The organism is Pseudoclavibacter sp. JSM 162008, from assembly GCF_041366455.1.
Lineage (GTDB): Bacteria > Actinomycetota > Actinomycetes > Actinomycetales > Microbacteriaceae > Pseudoclavibacter.
Genome location: NZ_JBEWYX010000011.1, coordinates 92635 through 110491, shown reverse-complemented (window position 1 = coordinate 110491; position 17857 = coordinate 92635). Strand labels below are relative to the sequence as shown.

At 69.1% G+C, this 17857-nt stretch carries 20 protein-coding genes; 8 read left to right on the top strand and 12 right to left on the bottom strand.

Annotation, left to right across the window (positions count from 1 at the left end; all coding sequences use genetic code 11):
* Window positions 1-157: 157 nt before the first annotated feature.
* Window positions 158-733 (top strand): hypothetical protein, encoded by a 576-nt coding sequence (locus tag ABVF28_RS11010; protein WP_371030486.1) that lies wholly within the window; start codon window positions 158-160, stop codon window positions 731-733.
* Between the two features lie 95 nt (window positions 734-828).
* On the opposite strand, the gene ABVF28_RS11005 is transcribed toward ABVF28_RS11010, so the two are convergent.
* Both ABVF28_RS11005 and ABVF28_RS11000 read right to left on the bottom strand, forming a co-directional pair.
* Entirely contained in the window at window positions 829-1269 is a 441-nt protein-coding gene (locus ABVF28_RS11005; RefSeq protein ID WP_151423333.1) for a VOC family protein, read from the bottom strand.
* Window positions 1266-1745, bottom strand: coding sequence for an SRPBCC domain-containing protein (locus ABVF28_RS11000; RefSeq protein ID WP_371030485.1), 480 nt, complete (start codon window positions 1743-1745; stop codon window positions 1266-1268). The genes ABVF28_RS11005 and ABVF28_RS11000 overlap by 4 nt, the downstream gene beginning before the upstream one ends.
* 174 nt (window positions 1746-1919) lie before the next feature.
* Between ABVF28_RS11000 and ABVF28_RS10995 the strand changes: the two genes are divergently transcribed.
* Window positions 1920-2348: a YciI family protein gene (locus tag ABVF28_RS10995; RefSeq protein ID WP_371030484.1), complete on the top strand. Its 429-nt coding sequence runs from the start codon at window positions 1920-1922 to the stop codon at window positions 2346-2348.
* 37 nt (window positions 2349-2385) lie between these two features.
* On the top strand, window positions 2386-3702 hold the full coding sequence (locus ABVF28_RS10990) for an RNA polymerase sigma factor (RefSeq protein ID WP_371030483.1): 1317 nt from the start codon (window positions 2386-2388) through the stop codon (window positions 3700-3702).
* 239 nt (window positions 3703-3941) lie between these two features.
* On the opposite strand, the gene ABVF28_RS10985 is transcribed toward ABVF28_RS10990, so the two are convergent.
* On the bottom strand, window positions 3942-4643 hold the full coding sequence (locus ABVF28_RS10985) for a YceI family protein (RefSeq protein WP_371030482.1): 702 nt from the start codon (window positions 4641-4643) through the stop codon (window positions 3942-3944).
* Between the two features lie 186 nt (window positions 4644-4829).
* Here ABVF28_RS10985 and ABVF28_RS10980 point away from each other — a divergent pair, with 186 nt between their 5' ends.
* Window positions 4830-6557 (top strand): long-chain-fatty-acid--CoA ligase, encoded by a 1728-nt coding sequence (locus ABVF28_RS10980; RefSeq protein WP_371030481.1) that lies wholly within the window; start codon window positions 4830-4832, stop codon window positions 6555-6557.
* 52 nt (window positions 6558-6609) lie between these two features.
* On the opposite strand, the gene ABVF28_RS10975 is transcribed toward ABVF28_RS10980, so the two are convergent.
* Window positions 6610-7914, bottom strand: coding sequence for an alpha/beta hydrolase family protein (locus tag ABVF28_RS10975; protein WP_371030480.1), 1305 nt, complete (start codon window positions 7912-7914; stop codon window positions 6610-6612).
* A gap of 122 nt (window positions 7915-8036) precedes the next feature.
* Here ABVF28_RS10975 and ABVF28_RS10970 point away from each other — a divergent pair, with 122 nt between their 5' ends.
* Entirely contained in the window at window positions 8037-8336 is a 300-nt protein-coding gene (locus ABVF28_RS10970; RefSeq protein ID WP_104312558.1) for a DUF4287 domain-containing protein, read from the top strand.
* On the top strand, window positions 8333-8791 hold the full coding sequence (locus ABVF28_RS10965) for a YchJ family protein (RefSeq protein ID WP_371030479.1): 459 nt from the start codon (window positions 8333-8335) through the stop codon (window positions 8789-8791). The genes ABVF28_RS10970 and ABVF28_RS10965 overlap by 4 nt, the downstream gene beginning before the upstream one ends.
* 82 nt (window positions 8792-8873) lie before the next feature.
* Here ABVF28_RS10965 and ABVF28_RS10960 read toward each other — a convergent pair whose 3' ends face one another.
* The 6 genes from ABVF28_RS10960 to ABVF28_RS10935 all read right to left on the bottom strand — a co-directional run bounded on the left by ABVF28_RS10960 (window position 8874) and on the right by ABVF28_RS10935 (window position 14931).
* Window positions 8874-11576: a phosphoenolpyruvate carboxylase gene (locus ABVF28_RS10960; RefSeq protein ID WP_371030478.1), complete on the bottom strand. Its 2703-nt coding sequence runs from the start codon at window positions 11574-11576 to the stop codon at window positions 8874-8876.
* Window positions 11577-11673: 97 nt separating this feature from the next.
* Window positions 11674-12153 carry an SRPBCC domain-containing protein gene (locus ABVF28_RS10955; protein ID WP_179556852.1) on the bottom strand — a complete coding sequence of 160 codons (480 nt, stop codon included), beginning with the start codon at window positions 12151-12153 and terminating at the stop codon, window positions 11674-11676.
* Between the two features lie 9 nt (window positions 12154-12162).
* The gene (locus tag ABVF28_RS10950; protein WP_371030477.1) at window positions 12163-13269 is read right to left on the bottom strand and encodes a DNA alkylation repair protein; all 1107 of its coding nucleotides are present in this window, start codon (window positions 13267-13269) and stop codon (window positions 12163-12165) included.
* Window positions 13270-13367: 98 nt separating this feature from the next.
* Window positions 13368-14042: a ScbR family autoregulator-binding transcription factor gene (locus tag ABVF28_RS10945; protein ID WP_104311789.1), complete on the bottom strand. Its 675-nt coding sequence runs from the start codon at window positions 14040-14042 to the stop codon at window positions 13368-13370.
* Window positions 14043-14115: 73 nt separating this feature from the next.
* Entirely contained in the window at window positions 14116-14730 is a 615-nt protein-coding gene (locus ABVF28_RS10940; RefSeq protein ID WP_371030476.1) for an AfsA-related hotdog domain-containing protein, read from the bottom strand.
* 12 nt (window positions 14731-14742) lie between these two features.
* Window positions 14743-14931 (bottom strand): hypothetical protein, encoded by a 189-nt coding sequence (locus ABVF28_RS10935; RefSeq protein WP_371030475.1) that lies wholly within the window; start codon window positions 14929-14931, stop codon window positions 14743-14745.
* A gap of 191 nt (window positions 14932-15122) precedes the next feature.
* On the opposite strand from ABVF28_RS10935, the gene ABVF28_RS10930 reads away from it, so the two are divergent.
* Window positions 15123-15662: a hypothetical protein gene (locus ABVF28_RS10930; protein ID WP_371030474.1), complete on the top strand. Its 540-nt coding sequence runs from the start codon at window positions 15123-15125 to the stop codon at window positions 15660-15662.
* On the opposite strand, the gene ABVF28_RS10925 is transcribed toward ABVF28_RS10930, so the two are convergent.
* Together ABVF28_RS10925 and ABVF28_RS10920 are read right to left on the bottom strand one after the other, a co-directional pair.
* Window positions 15652-16131: an NAD-dependent epimerase/dehydratase family protein gene (locus ABVF28_RS10925; protein ID WP_371030473.1), complete on the bottom strand. Its 480-nt coding sequence runs from the start codon at window positions 16129-16131 to the stop codon at window positions 15652-15654. The genes ABVF28_RS10930 and ABVF28_RS10925 overlap by 11 nt on opposite strands.
* Window positions 16092-16556, bottom strand: a complete 465-nt coding sequence (locus ABVF28_RS10920) for an NAD-dependent epimerase/dehydratase family protein (RefSeq protein ID WP_371030472.1) — start codon at window positions 16554-16556, stop codon at window positions 16092-16094. The genes ABVF28_RS10925 and ABVF28_RS10920 overlap by 40 nt, the downstream gene beginning before the upstream one ends.
* Window positions 16557-16656: 100 nt before the next feature.
* On the opposite strand from ABVF28_RS10920, the gene ABVF28_RS10915 reads away from it, so the two are divergent.
* On the top strand, window positions 16657-17835 hold the full coding sequence (locus ABVF28_RS10915) for an aminotransferase class I/II-fold pyridoxal phosphate-dependent enzyme (RefSeq protein WP_371030471.1): 1179 nt from the start codon (window positions 16657-16659) through the stop codon (window positions 17833-17835).
* Window positions 17836-17857 lie beyond the last annotated feature (22 nt).

Here is a 17857-nt window from a genome sequence, read left to right as displayed (position 1 = left end):
CCGCCACCACGCCACCGCCGCAGACGAACTCCGCCGCGTCACGACCGGCACGAACCTGCGCTAACCTGACCACGCGACCTGAGGAATTCCGATGAGCAACTCTGGGGAATTTCGATGAGCGCCATCAATACCGAACGCGAACGCGCTCGCATCCCCCGTGAGCTCCCTCGTCGCGCCAGCGACAGTGCAGTGCAGGGAGTGCGGCGGCGGGGGAGGCGGCACCACCACGACCGCGCCGAGGCCACCCACGAGTTTCACGATCAGCGACGTGCTCACCCTCGCGCCCGCATCCGTGACTCTGACGGCCGAGCCCTCCACGTGGAGCATCGTCGGGACCCACACGAACTTCTACACTGCCGCCGCCCAGCACACCGCGGCCGGGAGCGTCCTCGGCCACCCGATCACCGTGACCTTCACCCCCACCACGTACCGGTGGGACTACGGCGACGGCACGACGCAGGACACAACAACAGCCGGCTCACCCTGGCAAGCACTCGGTCAGGAAGACTTCACCGCGACCGAGACGAGCCACGTCTACACCGAGAAGACGACGGTGCAGGCATCCGTCACCGTCGTCTACACCGCCGTCGTGACCCTCGCCAACGGCACGAACATCCCCGTCACCGGAACCCTCAACCGAGCCTCGACCACCGTCACGCTGGAACTCTTCACCGCCGACACCGTCATCACCGTCGGCGACTGCAACGAGCACCCCCAGCAGCCCCGCTGTTGACCCGCGCAACCACCCCCGCCGTCGCTGACCCCGTCGCCGACGCAGCGACCCCGCTCACGGAGACCGCATCGGCCGCGTACCGGTACCCCGGATCCTTACTCGCCCTCCCCGAACACGACCGAACCATCGGGAAGCACACTCCACCCAGGGTTGTGCGCCACCTCCCAGACGACACCGTTCGGGTCCTCGACCAAGCCGTGGAACACACCGCCGAAGTCACCCTCCTGCGGCACCTTCAACGTCACCCCACCGCCGGCCGCCATCGCCGACACCACCGCCACGACCTCCTCGCGGCTCCCCACGTTGTGCGCCAACGTCACACCGGACACCTGCGAACGATCCTCACCGGTCCCCAGATCGCGGTTGAACTTCTCCGCATCGAAGAACCCGAGCACCTGCCCCGCCCCAAGCTGGAAGAACACGATCTCGCCCTCCACATCGAGCAGCGGTTCCCAACCGAGCGCATCAACGTAGAAGCGTCGCGCATCGTCGAGATCGCGAGTCGCGAACGTCACGAAGTTCACCTGCTGCTTCACGAGCGACCCACAAACGCCGAAAGGTTCTCCAACGACGACGAAATGCCCTCCACGTGATCCGCCTGACTGATGCCGCTCGGCACGTCATACGCCGAGACGGTCACGAGCGTGCCACCCGGAAACTCCGCCAACTCCCACACCATCGTCATGGTGCCCGCAAACCGCGCATCATCCGACTCGAACACGACCTGCTGCGCAACGCGCTCACCCTCGACCAGCTCCACGAACACCGACTCCGAAACATCCCGCGACTCAGCAGTCTTGCCACCACCGACCGGAACCTCCGTATACGTGAGCTCCAGCACACTGCGCCCACCCACCCGCGGCTCGAAACGCGTGTACCTGCCCGTCATCCCCGCCGGCGGCAACCAGGTCTCCAGCGCCCGCTGATCGAGGAGCGCCCCGTAGACCTTGGATGCGCTCGCCGGCAGCACTCGCGAGACTCGGTCGACCCGTGGTTCGAAATCGCTCGTCATGCCCGGAAGCTAGCAAGCCGACTTGAAGATGCACCGACCGGCCCCCAGAAAAGATTCTCAAGAACTTTCACGGCACGTGTCGATTTCCCCGCTCGCCGTTCGACGCAATAGTAGACGGGTGCAGATCAGCACCCTGCAACCGGCCCTGCGGGGCTGCAGACAAGGAGAATCATCATGAAGTTCATGCTCATCATGCCTGCCACCGACGAAGCCAAGGCCGCCTACGAGAACACCGACTTCACCGAGATCATCAACGCCATGGGCAAGTACAACGAGTCCATGATGGAAGCCGGCGTCCTCCTCGCAGGCGAGGGCCTCGCCGACGACCTCAGCACCGCCTTCGTCATCGACTTCTCTGGCGAGCAGCCCGTCGTCACCGACGGCCCGTACGGCGAGACCCACGAGCTCTTCAACGGCTTCTGGATCATCGAGACCGCCACCCGCGACGAAGCCATCCAGTGGGCCTCCCGAGCCCCGCTCCAGGGACCGGGGTCGAAGCTCGAAGTACGCCGAGTCACCGACATGAGCGACTTCGCCGGTCACGAGGACAACGAGTTCATCCAGAAGGAAGAGGGCTGGCGCGAGCAGCAGGCCGGCGCCTGAGCACACGCGGACACGGACGCGGGCAGAGGCCTCGGCGATGATCTCGGCAGAGCCCGGCGGCGGCCACGGAGCGGACAGCGACGACGTCGCCGCTCGCGCGCCGGGCCAGCCCGCGACCGCCGCCGCCGTCGACGCCGTCTGGCGTATCGAGAGCGCCCGCATCGTCGCGACCCTCACGAGAATGGTCGGCGACGTCGGCCTTGCCGAAGACCTCGCGCAGGAAGCCGTCGCCGACGCGCTCGCCCAGTGGCCACAGTCAGGCGTCCCGGTCAACCCGGGCGCCTGGCTCACCGCCATCGCCAAACGCAAGGCCATCGACGGGTGGCGGCGCCGCGAGCGACTCGACGACCGCTACAGCGCCATCGCACGCGACCTGCGCGACGCGGATGCGACCGCCAGCGACCCCTGGGCGCCCATCGGCGACGACGTCCTCCGCCTCATCTTCGTCGCCTGCCACCCCGCGCTCTCCCGAGAGGCGCAGGTCGCACTCACGCTGCGCATCGTGGGCGGACTCACGACCGACGAGATCGCGCGCCTCTTCCTCATCCCGGTCGCGACCGTGCAGCAGCGCATCGTACGGGCCAAGAAGTGCCTCGCCGCCGCCAAAGTGCCCTTCGAGACGCCCGACCCGAGCGAGTGGACGCCGCGCCTCGGCGGCGTCCTCGCCGTCATCTACCTGATCTTCACCGAGGGCTACGCCGCCAGTTCCGGAGACCGCTGGCTGCGATCCGACCTCGCCGCGGAAGCCCTCCGCCTCGGCCGAGCGCTCACCAGCATGCTCCCCAGAGAGCCTGAGGTGCTCGGACTCGTCGCGCTCATGGAGTTCCAGAGCTCGCGCTTCGCGGCGCGAGAGTCGGCCGACGGCACCCCCATCCTCCTCGCCGACCAGGACAGGCGACGCTGGGACCACTCGGCGATCCTCCGCGGTCGCGCCCTTCTGTCCAGAGCCGACGCCCTCGGCAAGGGGCGCGGCACGTACTGCCTGCAGGCCGCCATCGCCGAGCGGCACGCCGTGGCCCCGTCCGTGCAACACACCGACTGGGCGCAGATCGTCCTGCTCTACGAGGTGCTCGGACGCCTGGCCCCGAGTCCCATCGTCGAACTCAACCGGGCCGTCGCCGTCTCCATGGCGACCGGACCGGCATCCGCACTCGCCATCGTCGACCGGCTCGGCGCATCCGGTGCCCTGGCCCGTGGCCCGCTGCTCGCGAGCGTGCGCGGGGAGCTGCTCTCGCAGCTCGGGAGGATCGACGAAGCGAGGTCCGAGCTGAGCGTCCCGGTGGGGCTCACCGCAAACGAGCAGCAGCGTCGCGTGCTGCAGGGCAAGCTCGACGCCCTCGAAGCAGGCACCTGACGAGCGTCGTCGGCCAAGTCCCGACGCCGTCACCCGCGTCGGGCTGGGAGCCCCACGGGGCAGCGCGGCCGGACGATCAGACTCCCGGACCACGTAGCGCGATGACCAACTTGCGTGACGATCTTGGCCTTTGGGCTGGGTCTGGCCCGGAGGAGCCGGATTTGTCACGCACGTTGGTCAGCGGATGCGCGCAGCGGGGGATTCGGCCAGCCGGCAGGCGGTCCAGGCTCGGCGCGCCCCTACGCGCGCCCGAGGACGAGCAGGAACTCGACCGACCCGGTGGGCTCGACTGAGACGAAGCCAAGGTTCGGGGCTTCGACCCCGTAGTCGGCGAAAGTCACGGGGATGCTGCCGGCGACCTGCACGTTGTCACCGTCAAGGCCCGCCGTGAGGTCGATGGTCACCTGCTGGCTGACGCCGTTGAGCGTGAGCGTTCCGGTGGCAGGGATCGTCGCCTGCGTGCCATCCGCGAGTCCGTCGAGCGCGGCGACTGGCTCGTCCAGCGTGAAGGTCGCCTCGGGGTTCGCGGCGGTGTCGAGCGCCTCGCTGCGGAAGTACTCGTCGCGACGCTCCTCGTCGGTGGCGATGGATGCGACGTCGACCGTGATGTCGGCGGCCGTGAGCTCAGTCTCGGTGGTCGTGAGCGTGCCGGAGACGGTTTCGGTGCGACCGGTGACGGTCACGTCCGTGCCGTTGAGCACCTCATCCACCCGGTAGCCGGCGTAGGAGCCGGAGGCGACGGTCCACGAGCCGGCGAGCGTGCTGGCGTCGGCCGCGCTCGGGGTCGTCGACTCGATCTCGAGGGCCGGCGCCTCGGCTGCGGGCTCGGCGATCACGTCACGGTAGATCATGGGGCCGAACACTGCGGCGGCGATGCCGATCACCACGACAACGGCCGCGATGACGATACCGATGGTGGCTTTCTTCGATGGCTTCTTCATAGTTGTAGCTTGAAGCACTTTCCTATGGCTGGACTATGAGTTCTTCGTCGATCGCGTGAGGAAGCGGATGCGCGCTGAGGGGGGGAGCCGAAGAGACTCCGGCACACACGGCTTCAGCACAAGCGGGGCGACTTAGGCTTCGAGCGCACCGCTGTGCGCGCAGCCGTGCTCGTCGAAAGGATCCCGGTGAACGACGCCAACGAGACCAGCAGCACGTCCGACCTCGCGTCCAGGCCATGGCTGGCCGCGTATGCCGATGACGTGCCCCACGACATCGCCGACGTGCGGGAGTCGCTCGTCGACCTCCTCGAGAACTCGGTGAAGCACTTCGGCTCTCGGCCGGCGCTCGAGTTCTTCGGGGCCGAGACCAGCTACGGCGAGCTCGGGGAGCAGGTGGCTCGTGCGGCCGAGGGCCTCCGCAAGCTCGGGGTCGCAGCGGGCGACCGCGTCGCGTTGGTGCTCCCCAACTGCCCACAGCACGTCATCGCCTTCTACGCTGCGCTCCGCCTCGGCGCGATCGTCATCGAGCACAACCCGCTCTACACGGCACGCGAGCTGCGGCATCAGTTCGAGGACCACGGCGCGAAGATCGCGATCGTGTGGGACAAGGTCGCCGATCTCATCTCGGAGCTGCCGAGCGACGTGGTCCCGGACACGATCGTCGCGGTCGACATGACGAGCGCGCTGCCATTCGTGAAGCGGCTCGCTCTGCGCCTCCCCGTCGCGAAGGCCCGCGAATCCCGCGAGGCCATGACGTCGACCCCCTCGGATCGCCGCGTGCTCAAGTGGGAGCGCGTCGCGAATGCGAAGCGCATCTCGAAGCGAGTGCCCAAGCCCGCACTGGATGACGTCGCCCTGCTGCAGTACACGAGTGGAACCACCGGCAGTCCCAAGGGTGCCATCCTCACCCACCGCAACCTGCGCGCGAACGCCGCGCAGGGCCGCGCCTGGGTGCCGGGGCTCACCGAGGGGCGAGAAGTCTTCTACGGTGTGCTCCCGCTGTTCCACGCGTATGGGATGACGCTGTGCCTCACGTTCGCCATGAGCATCGGCGCGCGGCTCGTCCTCTTCCCGAAGTTCGACGTCGACCTCGTGGTCGCAGCGGCCAAGAGCTCCCCGCCGACCTTCCTGCCCGCGGTCCCTCCCATCTACGACGCCATGTCGAGGGCAGCCTCCCGCAAGGGGGTCAGCTTCACGGGCATCCGCTTCGCGATCTCCGGAGCCATGAGCCTGCCCGTCAAGACCGTCGAACGCTGGGAAGAGGTCACCGGAGGGCTCCTGGTCGAGGGGTACGGCATGACCGAGACCTCGCCGGTCGCGCTCGGCAACCCGGTCGGCCCGACCAGGCGCCCCGGAACGGTCGGGGTGCCGTTCCCGAGCACGCACATCCGCGTCGTCGACCCGGACGACCCGAGCATCGAGCGCGCCGCCGGCGAATCGGGCGAGCTCCTCATCCGCGGGCCGCAGGTCTTCCAGGGCTACTGGAAGCGGCCGGATGAGACCCGCGAGGTGCTCCTCGCCGGAGGCTGGCTTCGCACGGGCGACATCGTCACCGTGTCCGACGACGGCTTCGTGACGGTCGTCGACCGGAAGAAGGAGCTCATCATCACGGGCGGCTTCAACGTGAGCCCCTCCGAGGTCGAGGAAGCCCTCACGGCGCACCCGGACGTCGAGGGCGCCGCCGTCGTCGGCCTGCCGCGCAGCTCCGGGGGTGAGGACGTGACCGCCGCGGTCGTGCTCCGCGACGGTGCCACGTTCGACGGCGACGCGCTCCGCGACTTCTGCCGCTCACGACTCGCGTCCTACAAGGTGCCCAAGCGGGTCGTGCAGGTCGAGGAGCTTCCGAAGTCGCTCATCGGCAAGGTCCTCCGTCGTCAGGTCCGGGACCGACTCGTCGCCAAGCGCAGCGAGTAGCGTCCCGCGGCCTGGATCCCGCACGGCCCGCGACTGCCGCCGCTCAGGTGCATCACCGGTGCGCCGACCCCGTAGCGACGGCCTCGCGGGTGCCCTCCGGCGTCGTGAGGCGCGCGTCTGCGGGTGCTGCTTCCGAGCGCGCGTCGAGGCGCGCGTCGAGCCAGTCGAGCAGCACCTCGTTGACGGCGGTTCGGGCTAGGGGCTCGCAGTGCGAATCGGCACCGTTGATGGCCGTGAACCGAACCAGGTCGGCGTCGGGCACGAAGCTGGCGAGCTCGTCGGACTGTCCCGGCCAGAACTGCTCGTTCTCCGGCGCCGTGATGAGCAGCGGCGTGGTGATCGAGCCGGCGGTCTCCGGACTGAGCCGGTACTTCCCGACCTCTCGATAGACGGCGAAGTAGCCGGTGCTCGCGTAGGGCTTGGCGCGGAAGTTCCACACGGCTCGTTCGGCGGCGCTGTGGCCGAGGCCCAGCTTCATGTACTGGTCGAAGTGCTTCGAGTCGCCCTTCTCCAGCTCGTGGCGCAGCGGTGACGGCAGGTGTCCGACCCATGAGGTCGACACGTCCGTCACCCCGGGGTCGACGATCGCCGCTGCCACGCGGTGCTCGAAGGCCAGCGCCCGCGGCACCCAGTACCCCGCCTGGCTGACCCCGTAGACGGCGATGCGGGACCCGTCGATGCCGGGCAGGCCCAGCGCGTGGTCGATCACCGGTGTCAGGACTGCTTCGAAGTCCGGTCTGAAGTGGGTGCCGGCGACGAGCTGGCTCTGCTGACCCGGCCCGTCGAAGTACAGCACGGCGTACCCGTGGGCCGCCGCGGCCGCACCGATCGTCGAGTACAGATCCGTGAGCGTCCCGTCGCTGCCGTTGACCAGCACGAGCAGGGGTGACCGTCCGTCCCGCGGCGGCACATCCGGGCGCTGCAGGTACCCGGGAAGGGAGCCCTTTCCGTAGCGAATTGAAAGTCCCTCGAGAGGGACACGCCTGAGCGACGCGAAGCGGTCCCAGGCCGCGCGGTGCATGGCAAACGCGTTGGCGTACCCGTCGGTGTCGCCGATGGCCGCGATCGCGTTGAGCGCGTGGCCGTAGTAGGCGGATGCTCTCAGCCACTGCGCGGCCGCGGTGGCGGTCCGCCCGTTGCTCTCGGAGACCTGCGCGAGCTGCTGCGTGGCCTGCGCTCTCGCGAACCAGGCCCTGACCCACGACTCCCGCTTGCCGTCTTCGACAGCGGCGAGCGTGGCGAAGATCTCCCCGAGGTCGCCAGCGCCTGCGCCGACGGATCCGAGAACGATCTTGGCTTCGAAATTCTGGTCTGCGTCGTGGAACAACGGCCGCGACAGTGCTGGATGGTGCGACATAGCCACATCATCCTCCTGTCGCCACCGGCCCGGTCCGATCCGCAGGGAGTTGGGAGGAAGCACCGGTCGCTAGGATGCCAGCACGGTCGCCGATCAGCGGCGAGCCCAGGGAGGGAGCATCCATGTCGTTCCAGTCGTACCTCGACAACATCGAGGGCAAGACGGGCCTCACGCCGCGTCAGTTCATCGCCATCGCGCAGGAGAAGGGCCTCGACGCGCCGGACACGAAGGCGGGCGACATCCTGGCCTGGCTGAAGGAGGACTACGACCTCGGTCGCGGGCACGGCATGGCGCTGGTGCACGTCATCAAGAACGGCCCGCAGATCAGCGCCAAGCACGTCGGCAAGGCCGGGGCACACGGCGACGAGTCCGACACGCTCTGGCTCGACGGTGTGGCGACGAAGCCAGCGGCGGGGGAGTGAGCGCACCGGAGGGGTCGCCCCCAGGCTCTTCGCGAGGTGCTGCCGAACGCCCCGGGAACACCGCCCCGCCTGCTGCTGACGTCTGCCCCTGCGGCAGCCGCCTCGCATACGAGTCGTGCTGCGGAGCCTTCCATGCCGGTCGTCCCGCGCCGACAGCCGAAGCGCTCATGCGCTCCCGCTACTCGGCGTTCGCGCTCGGCCTGCCCAGCTACCTCGTGGAGACGTGGGCGGAGGCGACCAGGCCCGACGAGATCGACCTCGACGACGGCACCGTCTGGCGACGCCTGCAGATCGTCGACACCCTCGACGGAGGGCCGGAGGACGAATCCGGGGTCGTCGAGTTCCGGGCCGCGTACCGGGACCCCGACGGCGCGGGCCTCCTCCACGAGCGCGCCCGCTTCATCCGCGCCGACGGCCGCTGGGTCTACCTCGACGGGCAGATCCGCGGGAGCTGAATCGACAGCATGGCCGCCACCCAGACGGGTGACGGCCATGCTCTGCCGGCTTCGCGCGACGACGTCGCGCCCCCGCGGAGCGTCAGCCGGTGTTCTGCAGTCCGGCTGCGACGCCGTTGACCGAGAGCAGCAGCAGGCGCTGGAGCTCCGCCGCCTCGTCGCTGTCGGGCTTCCTCGCGTCGTCGCGCAGTCGGCGCAGTGCGCGGAGCTGCAGCAGCGAGAGCGCGTCCACGTACGGGCTGCGCATCTTCACGGCACGCTGCAGCACCGGCTTGCGCTCAAGCAGCTCGGCACCGCCCGTGATGCGGGTGACCCAGCTGGCCGTGAGGTCAAGCTCGTCCGTCACGAGCCCCGCGAGCTCCGGCCGATCGCCGAGCTCGAGGTAGCGGCGCGCGATACGCGCATCCGTCTTCGCGAGGCTCATCGCGACGTTGTCGATCATCGAACGGAAGAGGGGCCACTCGGCGTAGGCGGCCTGCAGCTGCTCGAGGTTCCCGACCGCCTCCAGGGCGGTGCCCAGACCGAACCACCCGGTGAGGTTGATGCGAGCCTGCGTCCACGCGAAGACCCAGGGGATGGCGCGCAGGTCCTCGAGCGACTCGACCGACAGCCCTCTGCGGGCCGGTCGCGAGCCGAGTGCGAGCATCCCGACTTCCTCCATGGGCGTGACGCGGGCGAACCAGGGCGCGAAGCCGGGCGCCTTGACGAGCGCGAAGAAGCGCTCACGCGAGGCTGCATCCATCGTGGCCGCGACGCCGGCGTACTTCTCGGCGGCGTCCGCGTTGCGCGACTCCGTTGAGGGTGCGGAGGCGAGCAGCGTCGCGGAGATGACCTGGTCGATGTGGCGGGCCGCGATGTCCGGGTCGCCGTACCTGGCGAAGATGACCTCGCCCTGCTCGGTCAGCTTGAAGCGGCCGTCCACCGAGTGCGGCGGCTGGGCGAGAATCGCGACGTTCGCGGGGCCGCCGCCACGCCCGAGAGCGCCACCGCGGCCGTGGAAGAGCGTCAGCTCGATGCCGTTCTCCTGCGCCCACGCCGCGATCTGGCTCTGCGCCTCGTAGAGGGCGAGGGTCGCGGCAACGGGGCCGACGTCCTTCGAGGAATCGGAGTAGCCGAGCATGACCTCGAGCCTGCGGCCGTTGCCGGCGAGCAGCTCGACGACCTCCGGCTGCTCGAGCATCTCGGCGAGGATACGGGGAGCCGCCTGCAGGTCGGCGAACGTCTCGAAGAGCGGGATCACGTTGAGCGCGGGTGGCGTCGCGCCCGGACCCGTCGCCGCCAGGGCGAGCTTGAAGACGTTGGCGATGTCCTCGGATGACTGCGTGAAGGAGACGATGTAGCGTCCAGCGGCGCGAGGCCCGTGACGCTCCTGGATGAACGCGACCGAGCGGAACACGTCCAGGACCTCGGCGGCGAGCTCGCTCGGCTCGTCCCCGGCTTCCAGCTCAGCGAGCTCGGCGAGCACCTTGCGGTGCACCTGGGAGTGCTGGCGCACCTCGAGCTCCGTGAGGTGGAAGCCGAACGTCTCCACCTGCCAGATCAGGTGCTGCAGCTCGCCGTACGCGTGCCGGCCCGCGCCCGCTGCGACGAGCGAGGCCTGCAGGATGCGCAGCTCGCGCAGCAGCTCGTCCGGCACCGTGTAGGCAAGGTCGGCGTCGCGTCGCCGCGTGGCCTCGATGCGACGCGCGATGAGCAGCAGCACTCTGCGGTGCGGCTCACCGGGCGAGCGCTGCGCGATCTCAGCAGCGGCCGACTCGTCGGCGCTCCCGAGGCGTGCGAGCAGGGTCGCCGCGGCCGCATCGAGCGGGGTCGTGTCGGAGCCGAGCGTGAGCGTGCGGCCGATTCGGGCGGAGGCACGTTCAAGGCCGAGCAGCACGTGCTCGGAGGCGATGACGGCCGCCTGTCGGCTGACCTTGGCGGTCACGAACGGATTGCCGTCGCGGTCGCCGCCGATCCAGGAGCCAACTCGCACGAACGGGTTCGCGAGCGGAGCGACCGTGCCGGAGATGCCACCCTGCAGTGCCTCGTCGACCCGGCGATACACGCGGGGGACGGTCGTGAAGAGCGTCTCGTCGAAGACCGCCATGACGGTGCGCACCTCGTCGACGGGAGTCGGCTTGTCGCTGCGCAGCGGTGACGTGCGCCAGAGGAGGTCGATCTCCTCGAGCAGCCGACGCGTGAGTTCCTGCGCTGCCGCGCTGCCGTCGGAATCGGAGCCGAGGAAGCGCAGTTCGTCGCGCTCCTCGAGAAGGTCGCTGATGCGGCGGATCGCGGACGACACCGCCCGGCGGCGGGCCTCAGTGGGATGCGCCGTGAACACCGGGTGGAAGCGGAGGCCGCGCACGCGCTCGGCCGCCTCCTCCTCACCGATCTCCGCGCTGAGTCGCGCGAAGGCCTGCGAGATCGTGTCCTCCTGCTGCTTCGCTGGGGAGGCGCCGCGGGACCGGAGCACGCGAACCCGGTGGTGCTCCTCGGCGAGGTTCACAAGGTGGAAGTAGCAGGTGAACGCGCGAGCGACCTCGTCCGCACGTGCCGGTGAGAGCGCATCCACCAGCTCCTCGGCTGATGCGAACGAGTCGTCTGCCACCTCGGCCCCGTGCTCGTACGCCGCGATCGTGAGGCGGCGCAGCCGCTCGACGTCGTCGAGGAGCTCCGGGCCTCCCGTCTCGCTGATGACCTGACCGAGCAGGGTGCCGAGGAGGTGCACATCCGAGCGCAGTTCGTCCGGCAGTTCTGCGCCAGCCTCAGTTCGGCTGGCGGGGGAGTTCGTAGGGGCTTCGAGCATGAGCACAGGCTACCGAGGCTGTGTCTCGACAATGTGACACGCCATCCATCATGACCGGGAATGACATTCCTCGGCGGGTGGCTGCTGGGGTCCCGTCTCAGTCTGCACCGGGGGTTGGCGGCTCGAGGTAGTCCTCGAATACGGGCTTCTCGAGCCCATCCTTCGCCGCCAGCATCGTGTCGAGGTAGAAGTTCCAACCGGCACGGATGTCCGTCAGCATGCCGACGGGCACATCGAAATGCTCGAAGATGAGCCGCGTCGATGCTCCACCGGGGCCTTCAGGCTCCAGCGAGACCTGCAGATGCCACACGCCTGCAGCATCCTCGGTCGTGACCTCCAGCACTCCCGGCGCCTCACAGCGACCGATCGTCGCGCTGCTCGCCGGGGTGCCCTCCTCAGCCACCAGCTGGAGTCCGATCTGCCTGGCATCCTCATCGGTGTAGTGCCAGGGGCCGATCCACTGCGCAGTCCGGTCGCTATCCGTGAACCACAGCCACAGTTCCTCCCGGGGAGCGGCGACGACGCGCTCGATGCGAATGGTCTGGGTGCCGACATCGTCGGCTGGTGTCTCGGACATGTCCGTATCTCAGCACACGACGTCGGGAAGCAGCTCGAACTCGGCGAAGCCGAATCGGACGCCGTTGACCTGCAGCTCGATGGCGTGGACTCCAGGGTGGTACCGGCGTGTGGTGATCGGCACGATCTTGTGACGCTTCGCGATCTCGAGCGTCTCGCCCGGAGCGAGCGTGATCGTCGAGATCTTGAAGGTCTTCGGGGTCCTGCTCCCATCCGCCTTGACATGGTGCACCACGTAGTCGACGACCAGCTTCGCGGGCTCCTGACCGCTGTTCCGGATCGCTCCGCAGATGAGCAGCTCCTCGCCGAGCACGATGCTGCTGCGGTCGAGCGTCGGCCCGTCGACGATCACGTCGGCCGCGACGAAGCCGAGGATGCCCAGCGCCTCCTGGTCGCCGCGCTTCACGAGCGTCCTGAGGGCGTGCCGTACGAGCTTCGGCGTGTTCTCGTCGCCCTCCGCGAGCCACGCCGTCGCCAGTTCGCAGACGAGTCCCGCATCATGCCGACTGATGTCGTTGAGGTGGTTCGCGACCGAGCGGCGGACGTACTCGCTCTCGTCCCTGTAGAGCGCATTCAGGATCGGTGCGGTCAGGCGAGCGTCGCGAGTGATCCCAGCCACCCTCGTTCCCCACGGAAGGTATGGGCGCGTCCCCTCGGACGCGAGGCGACGCACGTGCTCATCACGGCTGCCGGTCCACGCGTGCATGATCCCGAGGGTCCGTTCGAGGCGCGCACGAAGCATCGCCCGAACCGCCCACTCGCACGTGAGCCGATGGGTCAGCTCGGCGAGCAGCTGCATGCCGTCGTCGAACGCCTCCTCACCTCCGTCGGCGATCGCTGCAGCGGAGACGGCGACCGAGACGGGCCAGATCATCCATCCGGTGAGGGATGCGGACTCCAGCGCCCGGCGCACGATCGCGGCGAAGGCCGGGTACGGCACAGGGAGGTCGACGGCAAGCGAGGCGGCGAGGTGCGCGCTCCGAGCACCCAGCGCGAGGTCATCGAGCTGGAGGGCCGCGCTGCGTGTCTCGGTGAGGCGAACGCCGGCCGCCGCTTCGAGCAGGTCCGTCATGGCGGAGGCCTGCTGTCGTCCGAGCAGTTCGTCTGCGAACGGCATGCGTCATCTCCTCTCAGCCGGACGCCAGCTCGGTTGGGGTCGTCACGGGATTGTCGGGATTGTCGGGATTGTCGGGGCTGTCGGGCTCGGCTGGTCGGTCAGCGGGCAGCAACGTCGTCATCGAACACCGAGTCGAGGAGGTCAGTGACGCGCGCAGCCTCCTCGGGCGTCGTCAGACTGGGCAGGATGATCCGCCAGTGCGTGGCGACCCGGGTCACAAGGTCTTGTCGGCTGCTCACGGCGCCCGAGAGGAGCTGGGTCCCCGTGAACGTCGACACGAGGAGCGAGCTCAGGTCCGCCGCCGCCACATCGCGGCGGATGCTTCCCTCGCGTTGGCAGAGCTGGATGAGCGGCTTCAGGCGGGCGAGCCAGTCGAGATACGGGCCGTGAGCGAGGAAGTTCGACCCGATCTCCGTCGTGACCAGGACCCCAGCAAGCACCACGACGTCGCTGCGCAGGAGCTGGGCGAACGCGAGCGAAACCTTGAGAAGAGCCTCGATTCCACTCGTCGCGGAGGTCGTCGCATCCGTCACCGAGCGCGTCGCGCGTTCCGCGTACTCGGCGAGGACCGCCTCGGCGACCGCCTCGCGCGTCGCGAAGTGGTGATAGAACGCACCGTTGGTCACCCCGGAGTGCTCGCGGATCCGCGCCAGCGTCGACCCCGCGAAGCCGAACTCCACGAAGGTCGTGGCGGCCGCGAGCACCAGCCGACTCCGCGTCTCGACGCTCCGCTGCTGCTGGGGCGCGTTGGACGGTCGGGGGAGGGCGGTCATAGCCAGTGAGTGTAGTGACGAAGACCCCGCCGCCGAGGGAGGGCGAGCGGGAGGGGCCGAATTCGTCAGGGCCTCACGCGCATCGAACCTGGGCGACACGCTCGTGCGCCTGATCTGCTGCCGTCGAGACCTGGTGGCCCGAACGCCTGGCACTGATGGAGACGACCTCTCCGATCTCGGCGAACCGGGGGCAGACAAGCGCCACCTCGTGGGGTGCTGTCCCCGTGAGGTGCTCGTGCGCCTCGATCCCTGCCTGGGCGAAGAGCAGGCCGGGCACGTGGTCGACCTCGTGGTCGAAGATGAGCCGGTTGGCGGATGGCCAGCCGAGGCGCGCCTGCAGGTCCTGACCGTGCACGGAGACCTCGGCGAGGGCTCCGCTGCTGCTGGGGCGGGGTTGGCGGGGGGACTGCAGCTGACGTCGGCGCAGCGCCGAGTAGGTGCGCCTGGGCACGCACCGGAACGAGCCCGAGCCCTCCGCGACGACGTCGTGATCGATCTCGAAGACCGCGAACGCCGTCATCTCGTCGCAGCGCCCAGCGCGGACGCGCGCGGTGCTGATGCGAACCGAGGCCGTCATCGCCGCCGCGTTCGTCGCGATGCCGAGACCGAACGCATCCGACCCCTGGAAGGTCAGCTCATTGAGGAGGAAGGCCCAATCGAGCGGGAGGCCGCCCGCTCGGTGCCCCATGAGGAGGCCCAGCTACCTGGTGATCTCGAGCCCGAGGAGGGTCGGTGATGAGACCGCGGTCGACCGGGCGCCAGCCGCCTGCACGACAGTCGGGATCGTGCGCAGACGAGCGAGGTACGCATCCGGACTCACCTCATCCATCGTGGCGATGAGCATCGACTCTTCGCTGTCCTTGTGGACGAGTTCTCGGCTGACCCGCATCGGTGCCCCCTTCGGCGTCGCTCTGCGCCACGACGCCCGTGATCTCGGTGAGCAGACGTCACGGCGCGGCGTCATCTGCGCCAGTTGGCAGAGGGGCCCACGAGGAGTGACGTGCAAAACAGAGTGTTCTGTATGTTAGCTTGCCCTGGGCCGATCGGGAAACCAACTGCTCACGATCCGAGAGGGGACACATGGGAGTGCTCGTGCATCCAGACCGTCAGATGCACCTCGCCGTGCGGTCGGCCGTTGCAGATGGACGTCTTCGGGTGGTCGCCGAGCATCGCGGTGGCAACCCGTGGCTGCTTGCGCGGCCCGGTGACCACGCGCTCACGGAAGTCCGGACCAGACACCTCGACCTGGTCATCCTCAGTCGCCTCGAGGGGGAGACGGCTACGGCAGTTGTGCTCCTGGCTCAAGGGCGGCGTTCCCTGGACGAGCTGGCCGACCTTCCCTCGCTCCTCTCGGGCGATGCAGTCATCATCGCGAAGGACGCGCAGGGCGCGGTTCGCGTTGAGGGGCCGCGAGCCGGCGGCCGGCGGGCAGCGTGGGTCGACGTTGGGTCGATGGTCTTCGCGAGCGACGACAGGACGCTTCTCGCTGCGGTCTTCCGGTCGGACGCAGCATCTGACGGAGGCCGCGGGCGCGCGGTCATCAGGGCGATCCCAACCGGCATGTGGCTGCACGTGATCGAGGGGGCGACCCCTCGCCTGCGTGCCGTCATCACCGTGTGACGGAGGCATACCAGTCCAGGTCTGCGCGAGAGAATCTGAGGTCGCGGTCGGGATGTCCACGCCAGCCGGTTCGTCGACGCAGGAGCTCGCCGTCGTAGGTGTGCTCGACGAAGGCTCGCTGCAGCAGCTGCGGAGGCACCCCAGCGAGGCGCGGGTCGTCGACCGGGATGTCTACCTCGGGGAGGTCGAGGCCGAGCCGACGCGCCACGCTCGTGAGCATCTCCCGGAATGTCGCGGGTTCGGGGTCTGCGGCATGGAAGATCGCGTCAGGAAGCTCCCCGGAGTCAGTGGCCAGGAGGACGATCTGCGCCGCCAGCGAGCTGACATGGACGGTCGAGAGGCGCGCGTTCCCACCGCCCACCCATCCACCCAGGGCGCGAACGCCCGCAAGCGCAGTCGGGATGAACCAGCGGTCGCCGCCCCCATACGTCAGGGCGGCCCTGACGACCTTGCCGCCAGCCGACAGCACTGGGCCTCGCCGGCGCTCCGCGACACGCTCGCCGCGGAAACCGGATGCATCGCGACCTCGCCTTCACGGGCGAGGCGGTGCGGGCCGGGGCCGTAGACGGCGGTCGTGCTGACGGCGATCAGTCGCGCCCCCGACCGCGTGCACTCGCCAGCGAGAGCACGGGTTCCCGCGTCGTTGACGGAGGTGGCCATGCGCGGGTCGTTCCCGACGTAGCCGGCTGCGTGGATCACGACATCTGCCCCCTCGGCGGCACCGACGATCGTCCTGGTCTCGGCGAGATCGCCGCGCACGACATCCACGCCTCGCGGGGCACGATCAGGTCCTCTCGCCAGCACTCGGATACGAGTGACGTCCGGCATCGTGCGCAGCCGAGCGAGCACGGCCGTGCCCACGAATCCCGTCGCCCCCGTCAGAAGAATCTCCATGCCGCCCCCAGCTCTGAACCGTTCCGATGAGCGTAGCCGGCACCACCGACGGCACCGCGCGCAGTGACGGCCGCGGTGCAGCTCCTGGCATCCTTGGACCATGAAGCTCTCGCATCGCGCCCAGACCGTCGAGCCGTTCCACGCCATGGCCTTCGGGCAGCGGGCGGCGGTTCTCGAGGCCGCTGGTCACCGGATCGTGAAGCTCTCGCTCGGCGAACCTGACTTCGGGGCACCGCCAGCCGTGCGCGACGCCATGCGCGAAGCCATGGACGGTCGTCCGCTGCCCTACACGGTCGCGCTCGGGCTCCCCGCCCTCCGCCAGGCGATCAGCGGCTTCTACCAGCTCCGCCACGGTGTCGACGTGGGCCCGGCGCGCATCATCGTGACCTCAGGAGCATCCGCAGCGCTGCTGCTGGTTGTCGCCGCGACCACCGACAACGGCGACGACGTCCTCATGGCCGACCCCTCCTACCCGTGCAATCGTCAGCTGGTCGAGAGCTTCGGCGGCCGAGTCGTCAGCGCGCCGTCGACCGTCGGGTCTCGCTACCAGCTCGACCTCGCCAGCGTGCGGGCCGCCTGGAGCGAGCACACGAACGCGCTCATGGTCGCGACACCATCGAACCCGACCGGAACGTCGATACCGTTCGATGAACTCGAGGCGATCTGCGCGCTCGCCCGCGAACGCGGCGCGTGGCGCATCGTCGACGAGATCTACCTGAACCTCTCCGACCCCGGTGCTGACGGCACGCCTCCGCGGAGCGTCCTCAGCGTCGACCCGGACGCGATCGTCATCAACAGCTTCTCGAAGTACTTCGGCATGACGGGGTGGCGGCTCGGCTGGGCGGTGCTGCCGGAGGTCCTCGTGCCCGCCGTCGAGAAGCTGGCAACCAACTACTTCCTCTCGGCGTCGGCACCCGCGCAGCTAGCGGCGCTCGCCGCGTTCACGCCCGAGTCGCTCGACCTCTGCGAAGCGCGGCGCGCGGAGCTGCGTGCGCGACGCGACCTCGTTCTGGATGGGCTCGCCCGTATCGGGCTGCCTGTACCGGTTCTCCCAGATGGGGCGTTCTACGTGTACTTCGACGTTTCAGCCACCCGTCTCTCCGCGTGGGAGTTCTGTGACCGAGCGCTCGAGGAGGCACACGTCGCCCTCACGCCGGGACGCGATTTCGGGGCGGCGACGGGGGAGACGCACGTTCGGCTCTCCTACGCCGCCTCCACGACTGAACTGGTGGAGGGTCTGGAGCGCCTCGGGCATTTCCTGGAGACGCTTCGCCCCTGATCGCGGGCGGCGCCGCGTTCGT